General features: G+C 73.7%; 13 protein-coding genes. 4 read left to right on the top strand and 9 right to left on the bottom strand.

The features are described from left to right. Nucleotides 1-231: 231 nt before the first annotated feature. Nucleotides 232-1,422, top strand: a complete 1,191-nt coding sequence (locus Q5530_RS06525; RefSeq protein WP_415361294.1) for a serine hydrolase domain-containing protein — start codon at nucleotides 232-234, stop codon at nucleotides 1,420-1,422. A gap of 45 nt (nucleotides 1,423-1,467) precedes the next feature. On the opposite strand, the gene Q5530_RS06520 is transcribed toward Q5530_RS06525, so the two are convergent. The 6 genes from Q5530_RS06520 to Q5530_RS06495 are packed head-to-tail and all read right to left on the bottom strand — an operon-like array spanning nucleotide 1,468 to nucleotide 8,335. Then, complete coding sequence (locus tag Q5530_RS06520) at nucleotides 1,468-3,222, bottom strand: condensation domain-containing protein (protein WP_415361293.1); 1,755 nt, start codon at nucleotides 3,220-3,222, stop codon at nucleotides 1,468-1,470. Between the two features lie 5 nt (nucleotides 3,223-3,227). Beyond that, nucleotides 3,228-4,163, bottom strand: coding sequence for a thioesterase domain-containing protein (locus Q5530_RS06515; protein WP_415361292.1), 936 nt, complete (start codon nucleotides 4,161-4,163; stop codon nucleotides 3,228-3,230). Next, nucleotides 4,160-5,629: an AMP-binding protein gene (locus Q5530_RS06510; protein WP_415361291.1), complete on the bottom strand. Its 1,470-nt coding sequence runs from the start codon at nucleotides 5,627-5,629 to the stop codon at nucleotides 4,160-4,162. The genes Q5530_RS06515 and Q5530_RS06510 overlap by 4 nt, the downstream gene beginning before the upstream one ends. 2 nt (nucleotides 5,630-5,631) lie before the next feature. Beyond that, a complete protein-coding gene (locus Q5530_RS06505; protein WP_380635684.1) occupies nucleotides 5,632-6,141 on the bottom strand; it encodes a phosphopantetheine-binding protein in 510 nt (169 codons plus the stop codon). Beyond that, the gene (locus tag Q5530_RS06500; RefSeq protein ID WP_415361290.1) at nucleotides 6,135-6,911 is read right to left on the bottom strand and encodes a hypothetical protein; all 777 of its coding nucleotides are present in this window, start codon (nucleotides 6,909-6,911) and stop codon (nucleotides 6,135-6,137) included. The genes Q5530_RS06505 and Q5530_RS06500 overlap by 7 nt, the downstream gene beginning before the upstream one ends. Continuing rightward, nucleotides 6,902-8,335 (bottom strand): AMP-binding protein, encoded by a 1,434-nt coding sequence (locus Q5530_RS06495; RefSeq protein WP_415361289.1) that lies wholly within the window; start codon nucleotides 8,333-8,335, stop codon nucleotides 6,902-6,904. Before Q5530_RS06495 ends, Q5530_RS06500 begins: the two co-directional genes overlap by 10 nt. 150 nt (nucleotides 8,336-8,485) lie before the next feature. On the opposite strand from Q5530_RS06495, the gene Q5530_RS06490 reads away from it, so the two are divergent. Genes Q5530_RS06490 through Q5530_RS06480 form a run of 3 tightly spaced genes read left to right on the top strand, consistent with a single transcriptional unit; the run spans nucleotide 8,486 to nucleotide 11,392 of the window. Next, on the top strand, nucleotides 8,486-8,746 hold the full coding sequence (locus Q5530_RS06490) for a phosphopantetheine-binding protein (protein WP_380635680.1): 261 nt from the start codon (nucleotides 8,486-8,488) through the stop codon (nucleotides 8,744-8,746). 14 nt (nucleotides 8,747-8,760) lie between these two features. Beyond that, a complete protein-coding gene (locus Q5530_RS06485) occupies nucleotides 8,761-9,978 on the top strand; it encodes a beta-ketoacyl-[acyl-carrier-protein] synthase family protein (RefSeq protein WP_415361288.1) in 1,218 nt (405 codons plus the stop codon). Continuing rightward, complete coding sequence (locus Q5530_RS06480; RefSeq protein WP_415361287.1) at nucleotides 9,971-11,392, top strand: condensation domain-containing protein; 1,422 nt, start codon at nucleotides 9,971-9,973, stop codon at nucleotides 11,390-11,392. The genes Q5530_RS06485 and Q5530_RS06480 overlap by 8 nt, the downstream gene beginning before the upstream one ends. 42 nt (nucleotides 11,393-11,434) lie before the next feature. Here Q5530_RS06480 and Q5530_RS06475 read toward each other — a convergent pair whose 3' ends face one another. Genes Q5530_RS06475 through Q5530_RS06465 form a run of 3 tightly spaced genes read right to left on the bottom strand, consistent with a single transcriptional unit; the run spans nucleotide 11,435 to nucleotide 13,487 of the window. After that, nucleotides 11,435-12,253 (bottom strand): hypothetical protein, encoded by an 819-nt coding sequence (locus Q5530_RS06475; RefSeq protein ID WP_415361286.1) that lies wholly within the window; start codon nucleotides 12,251-12,253, stop codon nucleotides 11,435-11,437. Continuing rightward, nucleotides 12,250-12,531, bottom strand: a complete 282-nt coding sequence (locus Q5530_RS06470) for a phosphopantetheine-binding protein (RefSeq protein ID WP_415361285.1) — start codon at nucleotides 12,529-12,531, stop codon at nucleotides 12,250-12,252. Before Q5530_RS06470 ends, Q5530_RS06475 begins: the two co-directional genes overlap by 4 nt. A 26-nt stretch (nucleotides 12,532-12,557) precedes the next feature. Continuing rightward, the gene (locus Q5530_RS06465; protein ID WP_415361284.1) at nucleotides 12,558-13,487 is read right to left on the bottom strand and encodes a 3-oxoacyl-[acyl-carrier-protein] synthase III C-terminal domain-containing protein; all 930 of its coding nucleotides are present in this window, start codon (nucleotides 13,485-13,487) and stop codon (nucleotides 12,558-12,560) included. Between the last annotated feature and the right edge of the window lie 9 nt (nucleotides 13,488-13,496).

The following is a 13,496-nucleotide window of genomic DNA, read 5'->3' as shown; positions in this document are numbered from 1 at the left end:
CTGGCACGACGGCGTGAGCGCTGGGTGCCGGGTATTTCCCGTAAGTTTTTCGACCGCGACGAACGAATTCTTCCGGGAGCCCCCGTCGGCCGCGCCTGCCGAAGATCGTGCGGCCGGACGTGCCGATGAGCCGTAGTGCCGGGACGAAGTCCCCTCCCCGGCGTCGTCGCGAAAGGCTACGGTCGTCGCGCGACAGGCGGCGTGCGGGCGGATGGGATGAGGTGGAGGCGAATGGCCACCGGTGGCTTCTCGTCGAAACGGCTGGTTCGGGTGCGAGAACTGCTGGAGCACCGCGTCGAGTCCGGCTTCGTGCCCGGTGCGGTGGCCGTTCTCGCCCGCCGCGGCGAGGTGCACGTCCAAACGGCGGGCACCCTCGCCTTCGAGGGCCCGGGTTCGGGAACACCGATGGCGGCGGACACGATCTGCCGCACGGCCTCGATGACCAAGCCGATGGTCGCCGCGTGCGCCTTGACACTCGTCGAGGACCGCACCCTGCGCCTCGACGACCCGGTGGACGACCTCATCCCGGAGCTGGCGGACATGACCGTGCTCGTCGATCCCCAGGGGCCGCTGGACGACACCGTCGCGGCGCAACGCCCGATCACGCTGCGGGACCTGCTGACGTACACCTGCGGCATCGGCGTGGTCCCGACCAAGCCGGGACGGGTCCCGATCGTCGACGCGGTGAACGCGCTCGACTACACGTCGCCGGACGACTGGGTGCGCGGGCTGGGCAGGCTCCCGCTCGTCCACCAGCCGGGTGAGCGCTGGATGTACGACACCGCCTCCAACGTGACCGGCGTGCTGATCGCCAGAGCCACCGGAATGTCCTTCGGGGACGCCTTCCGCGAACGGATCTGCGAGCCGCTCGGGATGGCGGACACCGCCTTCAGCGTGAGCGGCGAGGACATCGCCCGGTTGGCGACGGCGTACCACCGCGACGACGCCGCCACCGGCGAGCCGGTCGTGGAGGACGGCCCCGACGGGCGGTGGAGCCGACCGCCGTCGTTCGAGTCGGGCGGCGGCGGACTCGTCTCGACCGCCCAGGACTACTGCGCCTTCGCGTCGACCCTGCTGGCCGGCGGCTCCCACCGCGGCCGGCGGGTGCTCTCCCGACCGCTGGTCGCGCTGATGACCAGCGACCGCCTGACCCCGGCGCAGAGGGCGGTCTCCGGGTTCTGGCCGGGGTTCTTCAACGAGATGGGGTGGGGTTTCGGGGTGTCGGTCCTGACCCACCCCAGCCCGCTCGGCCCGTCGGCCGGCAGCTACGGGTGGTCCGGCTTCTACGGCACCGCCTGGTACAACGATCCCGCCGAGGACATGACGGCGATCTTCTTCATGCAGCGGGGGCACACGGGCGACCAGAGGTTGCCGATGTGGCACGACCTCTGGACCGCCGCCTACCGGGCGATCGACGACTGACCGCCGACCCCCCGACCCCGGCGCCGCCCCGAGGCCCCCCGGTGGTCAACGCCCGGTGCCGGTGGTGAGGGGTGCCGGCCACGCGGCGGGGTCCGCCGCGTCGGCCGGGGCGGTGGGGCACAGGACGTAGTGGCGCGGGGCGAGGGCGTTGAGGTGGTCGGGCAGCGCGGCCAGGCAACGGGCGTGGGCCTGCTCGGGTGTCCGCACGGCGTCGGTCACGGTCAGGTAGGCGACCAGGTCGCGGCCGTCGACCGAGCCGAAAATGCGGGCCGTCGAAGGCGCCAGGGCCTCGTCCAGCAGCTGTTGCACCTCGGCGAGGTCGACCCAGCACGAGTCGACCAGCACCCAGTCGGGCGTGCGGGCGACGGGGTCCAGGCCGATGACCTCGCGGACGCGCGGGGCGTCGAGGTCACCCGCGGCCGCACCGACCAGCAGGCGCTCGACGGCCAGCAACAACGATTCCATCTCGGCCCGGGGCACCAGCCCGGTGTCCGCGCTCCACAGGTCGAGCCGGACCCGGCCGTCCACCTCGTTCAAGCCGAACCGCAGCGGCGTCCCGTTGTGGGGCACCGGGCGCCACCGCAGCTCCGTCTGCCGCAGCGCGGCGGTGATCTCCTCCGGCCGGTGCCTGGCGCCCGCGGTGACCCCGGACCACGACTCGGGCACGAGGCTGTTGAACAACGGGTCGTAGAGGAAGTGCACACCCCGTTCGTGCTGGATCCGCTCGTCCGCCGCGCCACGCTCGACGCCGTCGTACCTGGAGTGCCTGCTCGCCTCCAGCACCGCGGCCCACGTGTGCTTGACCAGCGCGTCGAAGCTCCGGTCGCCGACCTCGACGGCGACGAGGTTGCCCTGCGCCAGGGAACCGACGAAGTCGAGCAGGTGGCGGTCGAACCGGTTGCTCGACAGCGACGGGAACACCAGCTCGCGGTAGCCGGTGCGCCGCGCCAGCACCGCGCACGTCGCGGCGAGCACGACGGAGGACCGGCTCGACCGGGTGCGTGCCGCCACCTGCCGCACCGCCATCGCGGCGGCCGGGGACGACAGCTCCACCGCCAGCGACTCGCCGGACCGCGTGGCCCGGGGCAGCACGAGCAGGCAGCGGGGTTGCCGCCGCGCCAGCTCCCGGACGTGGTCGTTCGCCGCCCGGGTCCGACGTCGCTCGGCGGGCGTCGCCTCCAGCTCGGCCTGGTCCAGCGGCTGGTGGCGGGGACCGCCCACCTGTCGGCGGTCCGGGTGCGCGAGCATCTCGGCGAACTCGCGCTTGAGCACCTCGATGGAGCCGAAGTCGACGGCCAGGTGCGAGAACCCCGCGACGCAGGCGATGACCGTGCCGTGCCCGTCGGTGGCGACCGCCATCCGCAGCGTGGTGGCCGACGTGTCGTGCCGTTCCCGCAACCACGCGAGCAGCCTCCCGGCCACCGCCGAGCGGTCGCGAGGCCCCCACCGACCCTCGCCGAGGGCGCACACGTGGAGCGTGAACGCGACGGTCGCCGCGACCACCTGACGTGGGTCCTCACCCCGGACGTAGGTGGTCCGCAGGGACTCGTGCCTGGCCACCAGCACGGCCGCCGCCTCGGCCACGTCGTCCGCGGACCTCCCGTCGGGCACGGGCAGCTCGACGCGCAGGACCGCGGCCAGGTGGTCGTCGTCGGGCCCCAACCACTGCATGGTGTTGAGCTGGCCGAGGGTGACGGGTCCCTCGGCCGCACGCGCCCCGGTGGAGCTGACCTGGATGGCGTCGACGGGCGTGAGCCGCACGCGCCGCCTGCGCTGACCGGTGTCGGTCGAGGTGCTCATCCCGGTCAGCCGATCAACCCGCGCAGCGCGCCGGCCACGTCCCCGTCCGGCGGCGTGTGCTCGCGCGTCACCGCCGACGGCCAGTCCGCGAACGCCGGCCGGTCGTCCGAGGGGCCGGCGAAGACGTCGAGCGGACCGGGGTACGGCCGGGGTTCCCAGTCGCGGACGGCGTCCTCGTTCGCCTGCCACACGCGCGCCGAACGCCTGACGAACCCGGGGGTCGCGTCCGACGGCACGAGGTCGAGTTCCTTCCACCGGTCCAGGACCGCGACCAGGTCACCGGGCGGCTGGTCGAACCGGGGTCCGACGTCGAGGAGCTCGGCGTCGACCAGGGCCAGCAGCCGCACCTCGGCGTCGTCCCCGGTGATCAGGGCGGCCATCTCGTGGGCGACCGCCGCGCCGGTCGAACAGCCGCCGAGCAGGTAGGGACCGGTCGGCCGCGCCGCGCGGACGGCCTCGACGTAGGTGCGCGCCATGGCCCGCACCGAGGCGACCGGGTCGACGTCCGAGTAGAGCCCGGCCGCCTGGAGCCCGAACACGGTGAAGTCCTCGCCCAGCGCCTGGGCGAGCCCGGCGTACGGGCCGACCTGCCCGTTGGCCGGGTGGACCAGGAACAGCGGGGGAGCGGCCCCGTCGCCGCGCTGGATCAGGACCAGCGGGCCGGCCAGCCGCCCGTTGTGGTCGCGCAGCCGGGCGGCGAGGCTCTCCACGGTGGGGTGCTCGGTCATCGTGTTCAGGGGCAGTTGCACGCCCAGTTCCTCGAGGACGGAGTTGACGACCCGGGCCGCGTCCAGGGAGTTGCCGCCCAGCTCGAAGAAGTTCTCCCGGATGCCGACGGCGAACCCGATGACCTCCTGCCACTGCCGTGCCAGCCACAGCTCCACCGGGTCGCGGGGGTGCCGGTAGCCGGTGTCGAGCACGTCGTCCACGGTCGGGTTCATGGTGTGGGCGCACCGCCTTCGGAATCGGCGGCGAGCCGCCAGCGCTGGATCTTCCCGGCCGCGGAGCGGGGGAGTCGGTCGACGAACGCGAAGTGCTTCGGGATCTTGAAGCCGGCCAGCCGCCGGCCGCAGTGCGCGGCGAGGTCGGCCTTGCGGACGCTCACCTCGGGGCGCAGCACCACCTGCACGCCGACCACCGACCCGAGGGTCCGGTGCGGCACGGCCAGCGCGACCGCGTCGACCACCGCGGGGTGGGCCAGCAACGCGGCCTCGACCTCGTTCGGGTCGACCTTCTCGCCGCCCACGTTGATCGTGCCGTGGTCGCGGGGTTCGAGGTAGAGGTAGCCGTCGCGGTCGAGCCTGCCGCGGTCGCCCACCGTGGCGAACCCGTCCGGGGTGGTGCGGACGACCTGGTCGTTGACGTAGTCGGACCGGCCCACCCGCCGGGGGGTGCGCATGAACACCGTGCCGACCTCGCCCGGCGCGACCGGTGCCCCGTCGTCGTCCAGGACGCGGAGCTGGGTCAGGACACCGCGCCCGACCGTGCCCGGCCGGGCCAGCCACTCGTCGCCGCGGGCCAGCGTCACGCCGATGCCCTCGGTCGCGCCGTACAGCTCGAAGACCCGCTCGGGGCCGAGCAGGTCGATCCACCCGCGCTTGGTGTCCGCGTCGCAGGCGGCCGCGGTGTGCAGGAGCGCGCGCAGGCTGTCGAAGGCCGCCGGGTCCGCGTCGGCGAGCACCAGGATCTCGCGCATGTGCGTCGGCGTCAGCTGCACCCACTCGATGCGGTGCTGCCGCACCAGGTCGACGGTCCACCGCGCGGAGAAGAACGGTTGCAGCACGACGGTGTTCAGGTCCAGCAGCGCGTCCACGAACGCGGTGAACGGTGCCGCGTGGTACAGCGGACCGACGATGAGCTGCCGCTGGCCGGTCCGCCAACCGGTCTGCCGGATCACCAGCGACGGCGTCAGCGCGGGGTCGTAGCGCAGCGGCCCCGGTCGCGCCGAGACCTTCGGCACGCCCGAGCTCGCGCCGGTCGCCAGCAGGTAGGCCACGGCGCCGTCCCCGGCCGACGGCAGCGTGGCCGACACGATCGCCGGCCCCGGCCGGTTCCCGACGTCCACCAGGTGCACGTGCCGGTACCGGCGGCCGAGCAGCCCGAGCAGGACGTCCCGCTCGGCCGCGGGGGTGGCCGGGTTCAGCGGGAAGACGGGCACCTCGGCCGCGAGCGCCGCCGCGAGGCCGGTCGCCGCGGCCAGGGTGTTGGCCGCCTCCACGACGACGCACGACGGCACGTCCGGGTCGAGCGCCGCCCGCAGCGCGGCCACCGCCTCCTCCACCGACCCGGCGAGTTCCCCCCACGTCAGGGTCTGCTCGGCCAGGTCGGCGTCGAACCCGATCAGGGCCGGCCGACCGGGTTCGGCGCGGGCGATGTCGGCGATCCGCCGGTGCACGGGGAGGACCACCGCTACCGCAGCATCTCGGCCAGCCGCCGGACGCTGGACGCGCTCATGAACTCGTACACGTCCAGCGACCGGTCGAACTCCGCTTCGAGCGCGGCGATGATGCCGAGCGCGGACAGCGAATCGCCGCCCAGCTCCAGGAAGTCGTCGGTCACGCCGACCGGCCGCACGTCCATCAGCGCCGACCAGATCGCCGCCACCCGCCGCTCGACGTCGTCGCGGGGGTCCTCGAACGTGGTGCACCGGCCGTCCGCGACGGCCGCCGCCAACTGCCCCGCGTCCACCGCGCCGTCCGCCATCGGCAGCCGGTCCACGACGAGCACGCCGCCCAGCCCGCAGTCCTCGCCGAGCCGGTGCCGCACGTGATTGCGCAGCACCGGCCCGCTCAGGTACTCGGTCAGCTCGACGGCGGCGATCGTGACGTCACGTCCCTCGTGGCGCACGACGGCGACCCCTGCCCGGCTCACACCGGGGTGCGCGGACAGGACGTCGGCTATCTCGGCCACGTTCACCACGGGCGCTCTCCTATCAGCAGTTCGGCGACGAGGTCGTGCACCGCGGGCTCGCGCAGCAGGCCGGGGTGGTCGAAGTCCAGCGCGAGGCGCCGGGCGCCGTCCACGGGCGGCTCGTGCTCCTTGGAGGACAGGAACAACGGCGTCCCGGAGCGCGTGTCGAACCGGCCCTGGGCGGCCAGGAGCAGGTACTCCACGTAGGCGGTGAACCCGCCGGTGAGCTGCTGCCGGAAGAACTGGTTGAGCGACAGCCGGGCGGCGACCTCGCCCATCAACGCGTCGTACCGGTCGACCAGGGCCGCGGCGATGCGGGGCAGGTCGTCCGGGTGCGCCTCGACCAGCTCGTCCGCCAGGGCACGCGCGTCGTCCAGCTCCCCGGCGGTCAGGTGGTCCGCGGAGGTCTCGATGGTGGACGTGAACTGGTGGCCCAACGAGCCGGCGCTGGTCGCGGCGGCGTCGAAGAGGAGGGTCACCGGCGTGGGGGCGGACTCGGCGAGGGCGTCGGCGACGCAGGTGGCCAGCGACGACCCGGCGCAGTACCCCAGCACCGCGCGCACCGGGCGGCCGGTGGCCGTCGCGTCCGCCACCCAGCGGTCGACGCACGCGTCGAGCGGCCCCGAGCCCGGCTGGGCGAGGTGCAGGAAGCAGGCGTCCACGGGAACACCGGACGCCAGGTCCGCGAACCCCGCCGCGGCCCGTGCGCCGGGGAAGTCGAGGCACAGCACGAGGTCTGGTCCGCGGTCGGACAGCTGCCGCCAGTGAGTCAGTTCCACCGGCCGACCTCCCGGGTGTCCACGGCCGCCGCCAGCGCCCGGTAGTCGACCTTGCCGCCGGGCGTCCGGGGCAGGCGGTCGACGTGGCGGACCGCCACGTGCCGGCTCGGCACCCCCAGCACCTCGGCCAACCGCCGCCGCTGCCGCTCGTGCACGTCCGGGTCGCCCGCGCCGAACAGGTACACCACGTCGTCGTCGCAGACCACGGCGGACGGGTGGTCGGCCCGCTCGACCACGCGCTCCAGGTCGTCCAGGCTCGTGCGGACGCCGAGCACCTTGACGATCCGCTTGGTGCGGCCGGTCAGGTAGAGGTAGCCGTCGCGCAGGTACCCGAGGTCGCCCGTGTCCAGGACGTCCACCTCGGGGCCCCGGCCGAGGTCGTCGCGACCGGTCGCGTAGCCGAGCATCACGCCCGGACCGCGGTAGTGCACGGCGCCCTCGCCGGGGGCGGCCCGGTCGTGCGCTTCGGCGGGCGCGATGGTGATGACGCCGCCGGGCACCGCCGTCCCGACCGAGCCGAGGCGGTCCGGGAGGGCGGCCGGGTCGAGGCACGTGATCCGCGAGGTGGCCTCCGTCTGGCCGTACATGGGGAAGAACCGGCCCCGTCGCCGCTCCATCACGCGCACCAGCCGCATCGTCAGCTCGTCGCCGAGACGGGCGCCCGACTGGGTCATCGTGCGGATCTCGCTGCGTTCCAACAGGTCCGCGTGCGCCGGGCCGAACGCCGCGTAGGTCGTCGGCACCGCGGCGAACGAGGTGGCGCCCGCCCTGGTCGCGTGGTCCCACATCGCCAACGACAACGGCGACCGGTCGGTCAGCACGACACCCGCGCCCGCGCTCAGGTGGCTGTTCACCACCGACAGGCCGTAGGCGTGGGTGATCGGCAACGTGGTCGGCGCGCGTTCCGCGGCGGTGACGCCCAACGCGCGGACGATGGCGGCGGCGTTGTCGGCCAACCCGTCGTACGACAGCCGCACCGCCTTGGGGCTCCCGGTCGTCCCGGAGGTCGAGAGCAGCAGCGCCAGGTCCGGGAAGATGTCGCCCGCCGGCTCCGCCGAACGCCTGCGGAAGACGTGCGGACCTCCCACGTTTTCCCCGGCCCCATGTTCCCCGGGCACGTAGCCGAGGTCGGCCAGGTCCGACCCGCCACCGGGGGCCGGGACCACGAACTCCGGTCGGTACGCCGCGAGCACCTCGGCCGAGGCGGGCAGGAACGCGACCGAGTGGCCGAGCCGCAGCGCGGCCAGGTAGGCGGTCAGCGTGGACAGGTCGCGGTCTCCCGCGCACAGCACCAACGCCTTGGTGTCGTGGCGCAGGGACCGCTCGACCTCGCGGACCAGCGCGGCCAACTCCCCGTAGGACAGTGTCCGCCCGCCGACGAGGTGGACGGCGGGGGACCGCGGCGACGCCTCTCCGTGCGTCACGAGATCCAGCATCGCCGAGGGCATGGCGCACATTCTGCGGCCGTTCCCGACCGCGGTCCATAGTCCGTATTCGGTACGGGCTCGCGCTTGACGGCCTCGACCCCGGTGAGGCAGATTCCCGTTGACCTCCCGGAGAGGGGAAGCACCGTCATGAATTCCGAGATCCGCCAGTTCCTTTTCGACTCGTTGACGGTCATGAAGTACAGCACCGCCGACATGGACGACGACACGGTGCTGGGCCCGGCGGGCGCCGACCTCGAATCGCTCGCCCTGGCCGAGCTCTCGCTGCGGGTGGAGGAACACTTCGGCGTCCGGTTCGACGAGGACGAGGCCGAGCGGTTCGCCGCCATGACGGTCGGGGAGTTCTGCGCCGAGGTGGCCCGACGCTCGCAGACCGCAACGGCGACGTGAGCACGACCGTTGCCGTGACGGGGATCGGGCTGGTCAGCCCGGTCGGCACCGCGGTCGACGAGGTCTTCGCGGCGGTCTGCGCCGGTCGGTCCGGGGCCGTGCGCCCGCCGGAGGGCCACCCGCTGCACGGCGTGGTCGACGTGGCCGCGATCGGGCCGTTCATCGACCCGGAAAGCGTTATACCGCCCAAGGAAGCGCGCGTGGTCGATCGCTCGGTCGTGATGGCCGTGCGGGCCGCGGACGACGCCCTGGCCGAAGCCGGGATCGAGGTCGGCCGGGACGTCGACCCGTACCGCGTCGCGGTCGTGCTCTCCGGGGTCGGCGGGCTCGGGACGCTCGCGGACCAGGCGGTGGAGCGGTCCCGGCGCGGCCGCCTGGGCGTCAGCCCGTTCCTGCTGCCCGGTGTGCTGCCCAACATGGCGGCGGCCCGGGTCGCCATCAAGTTCGGCATCCGGGGGTACACGTCGTCGTCGGGCACGGCGTGCGCCGCCGGTGGTCAGTCCATCGGCGAGGCGATGCGCATCCTCCGGTCGGGCGAAGCGGACGTGGTGGTGTGCGGGTGCACCGAAGCGCCGCTGTTCCCGACCTTCGCCGACGCCTTCGGCAACGCGCTCGCCCTCGCCCGCGGCTGGTCCGACCCGACCACCGCGAGCCGCCCGTTCGACCGGCGCCGCAACGGTTTCGTGCTCGGCGAGGGTGCCGGTGTGCTGGTGCTGGAGCGGCTCGACTTCGCGCGGGCGCGCGGCGCGGCGGTCCACGCCGGCGTGCTCGGCTGGGGTGCGACGAGCGACGCGCACCACCCGACCACACCCCGGCCGGACGGCTCCAGCGCGGCGGAGAGCATGCGGATCGCACTTCGGGATGCCGGACTGTCGACCGGCGACATCGACTACCTCAACGCGCACGGCACCGGCACGAAGGCGGGCGACACCGCCGAGGCCGCGGCGATCCGGGGCGTGTACGGCGACGCCATGCCGCCGGTCAGCTCGACCAAGGGGGTGACCGGGCACATGCTCGGCGCGTCCGGTGTGGTCGAAGCGGCGGTCGGCATCGCGGCCATGCGCAAGGGGCTGCTCCCACCGACCCACAACCTGGACGATCCCGACCCGGCCTGCGACCTCAACCACGTCCGCGGCGAGGCGCTGCCCGCCGCGGTGGGCGCGGTCATGTCCAACTCGTTCGGCTTCGGTGGCCACAACGTGAGCGTGATCTTCGGGAGTGCCGGTGGATGAACCGATCGTCCACGACCGCGTCACCGTGCCGTTCTCCGGACCCGGCGCGGGAACCGCGCCGCTGACCTGGGGTCAGAAGAGCATCCTCCAGGACATGCGCAACAGCGACTGGACCTACAACATCAGCGGTGCGCACCACCTGCCGGAGGGCCTCACCGTCGCCGACGTCGCCGAACGCCTGGGCCGGCTGATGGGCAAGCACCCCGCGCTGCGGACCCGGTTCGGCACCGACGACGAGGGGAAGCCGTGCCAGGTGGTGCACGGGTCCGGGGAGATCGACCTGGAGGTCATGACCTTCGCGGACCACCTCGACCGCGCCGCCGCCGTCGACCACGGCAACAAGCTGTGGCTCAAGTGGATGGCGGCCCCGCTGGCGGAGCACACCCCGTGGTCGCTGCGCATGGGCGTGATGCGGCACCGGGGCGAAGCCGTGTACGCGGTGCTCACCATCGGCCACCTGGTCGCCGACGGCGTGGGCGCGTTGCTGCTCATGACCGACCTCGGCCTCGGCGAGCTGGTCGGCCGCCCGGTGGACCCGGACGCGGTGCTGCTCGCCGACCTCGGCCGCCGGGAGGCGGCACCGGAGCTGCGGCGGGTCAGCGACCGGGCCATGCGCTACTGGGAGGGCCACCTCCGCGCCCTGCCGCCGCTGACGTTCGGCGAGTCGGGCGCGCCGGACTACGAGGCGGGGCGGCGGTGCCGGAACGTGCGGTTCAGCTCGCCGGCCGCCTACCTGGCCGTGGTCGAGATCGCCCGGCGGACCCGCACGGACACCGGGCGGGTGCTGCTCGCGGTGATCGCCACCGCGATCGCGCGGACCACCGGCGTCGACCCGCTGACCCTGCACGTGGCCGCGGGCAACCGGTACCGACCCGGGTTGGCCGACGTCATCGGCACGGTGGTCCAGAACGCCGTGCTCACCCTCGACCTCGACGGCACGGTCGACGACGTGATCGCGCAGGCGCGCCGGGCCACGACCGCGGCCCTGATGAACTCCTACTACGACCCCGACCGGCTGGCGGAGCTGGCCGCGCGCCTGGACGCCGAACGCGGCCACCCGGCCCGGATCACCTGCCGGGTCAACGACCGGCGGTTCAGCACCAGGACGCGTGCCGACGCGGTGGCGGACGCCGCGCCCCTCACCGAGGACGAGATCAGGTCCAGGCTGCCCGAGACGTACCTCAGGTGGAACAAGTTCGTCTACCGGTGGACCGACCAGCTGTTCGTCAACATCGAGGACCACCCGGACACCGTGTACCTCCAGGTGGTCAGCGACACCGAGGTCTTCTCCGCCGAGCAGGTGGAGGAGATGCTGCGCGCGGTGGAGGAGGTGGCCGTCGAGGCCGCGTTCCGCCCGGACGTGCCGACCGGCGCACGACCCCGACCGGCCGTCTCCGGTAGCGGACCGAGGTAGCCGGGGGCGGCACCGCGCGCCTCGCGGCCGGGGCGGGACCCGCTACGCCCCGGCCGACCGGTCCTGCCCGTCCACGCAGGACGGAGCGGCCGCGACCACGGCGAAGCAGAGGTAGCGCAGTTCCCGGTCGTAGTCGCCCACCAGCACCGCGCCCTCGCGCGCACCGGCCAGGTGCCACCACACCCCCGTCGTGGGCTGCCCGGCCGGCGCGCGGGTGTGGTCGGGGCGGTCCGGCCACGCCGCGGCGAGCGAGTCGCTCAGCACGACCCGCGTGCCGGGCCGGCCGGCCGACAGCTCGGCCACCCCGAGGCGGGCCACCTCCGGCACGGCCCCCGGCTCCACGTCGGGGTACTGGCGGACCCCGGTCACCCGGGTGCCCGCCCCCTCCTCGTACAGCATGGCCACGCCCCGGTGCGCCAGCGGTGTCGCGGCCGCCGACCGGTAGGGCAGCGCGGCCTGTTCGACCACGACCAGCAGCGCCCGTCGCACGCCGTAGTCGCCGATGACGCGCAGACCGGTGAACGGCGACGCGCTGCCCTGGTCGCAGATGGCGAACGACATCGGCGTGCCGGGGCAGACGTGGCTGAGGTAGGTCGCGGTCGCCCGGCCCGGCCACACGTCGTGGATCGAGAACGCCAGCACCAGCAGGTCGACCGGCTCGGTCGCGGGCACGACCTCCGCCACCAACGCCTTCGCCATCTCGCCGTAGGACTGGCCGGACAGGTCGGTGACGGGTCCGGCGCCGAAGGGCCGGACCAGGTCCGCGAGGTACTCGGTCACCTGCGCGCGGTGGTCGTCGTCGGCCAGGACGGCGGCGTCACCGGTGAAACCCCGGCGCCCGGCGCGGACCAGGCGCATCACCAGGGCCGGCTGTGACCGGCGATGAACGTGGCCAGCTGGCCGACGGTCAGCAGCTCGTCCGGGCGCATCCGCTCCACGTCGATCTGGATGCCGAGCTGCTCCTCCACCTCCAGCAGCAGCTCCAACCCCATCGACGAGCTGACCCCCAGCTCGTCGACCATGTGCATGTCCTCGGTGATCGGCTCCTCGCGCTCGACCAGCCGCTTGAGCACGGTCGTCATGGCCTGGACCACGCGGTCCCGCGATGCGTTGTCGACCTGGGCGTCGGGTGCGGTCATGTCGGCCTCCTGGGTGGGACGGGGTGTCAGTGCTGGAACACCATCGCGGAGAACGTCGCCCCGGCTCCGGCGCCGACGGTCGCGACGAGGTAGTGGTCGCCCTCGCGGAGCAGGTCGCGCTCCCGGGCGGTCCGGTAGTTGGCGAACGCGTCGGTGCAGAACAGGTGGCCGTTGTCGGGCACGTTCGACAGCAGCACGCGCCGCACCGGGAAGTCCATGAGGGAGCACAGGCGTTGCCAGGTCACGACGTTCACGTTGTGCGGCAGGACCAACCGGATGTCGTCCAGGACGAGCCCGGCCTCGGCGACCGCCCGGTTGATCACCTCGGCCAGCGACGGGCGGTACCGGCGCTGGAACTCGTCCTCCCGATCGCCGAACTCGCCGTCGAACTCACCGCGTTGCGCGCACACGGAGGACAGCACCCGGTCGCGCCGCCCGTTGGCGCTCACCAGGCACGCGGACGCGCCCTCGCCGAAGAGGGACGTGCCCGGCAGCAGCCGCGCGTGACGGGTGAACGCCTTCTCGCCCGTCAGCACCAGCGCCAGCGCGTCCCCGTCCGGGTCGCCGGCGAGCAGCCGGCCGGCCAGCTCGACCGCCAGCAGCCCGCTCGCGCAACTCTGCTGCGTGACGGTGAAAGCCAGCGCGTGACCGAGCCCCAGCTCCCGGCAGACCTCGTGCAGCGGGTTGTGCGGGTACGGCACGACGACCGGCATCGCCCGGCCGTGGACCACGTACCGGACCCGGTGCTCCTGACCGCGCAGCTCGGTGAGCCCTTCGACGGCGGCGCGCAACAGCCCGGCAGGCGACCGGTCCGGGTCGAACCGGACCTGGTCGAGCCCGTGGAACCGCCGGAAGAGCCTGACCTGGATGCCGGTCAGGCCGAGCGGGTCGGCCAGGTCCTCGATGGGGACGCGAAAAGCCGGTGTGTACACCGACACCGCGTCGAGAGCGGTCACACTTCGGGA

It is taken from the genome of Saccharothrix sp. BKS2 (assembly GCF_047689505.1).
In the GTDB taxonomy this organism is placed as follows: domain Bacteria; phylum Actinomycetota; class Actinomycetes; order Mycobacteriales; family Pseudonocardiaceae; genus Actinosynnema; species Actinosynnema lopnurensis.
This window is presented reverse-complemented; position numbering and strand designations above follow the sequence as displayed.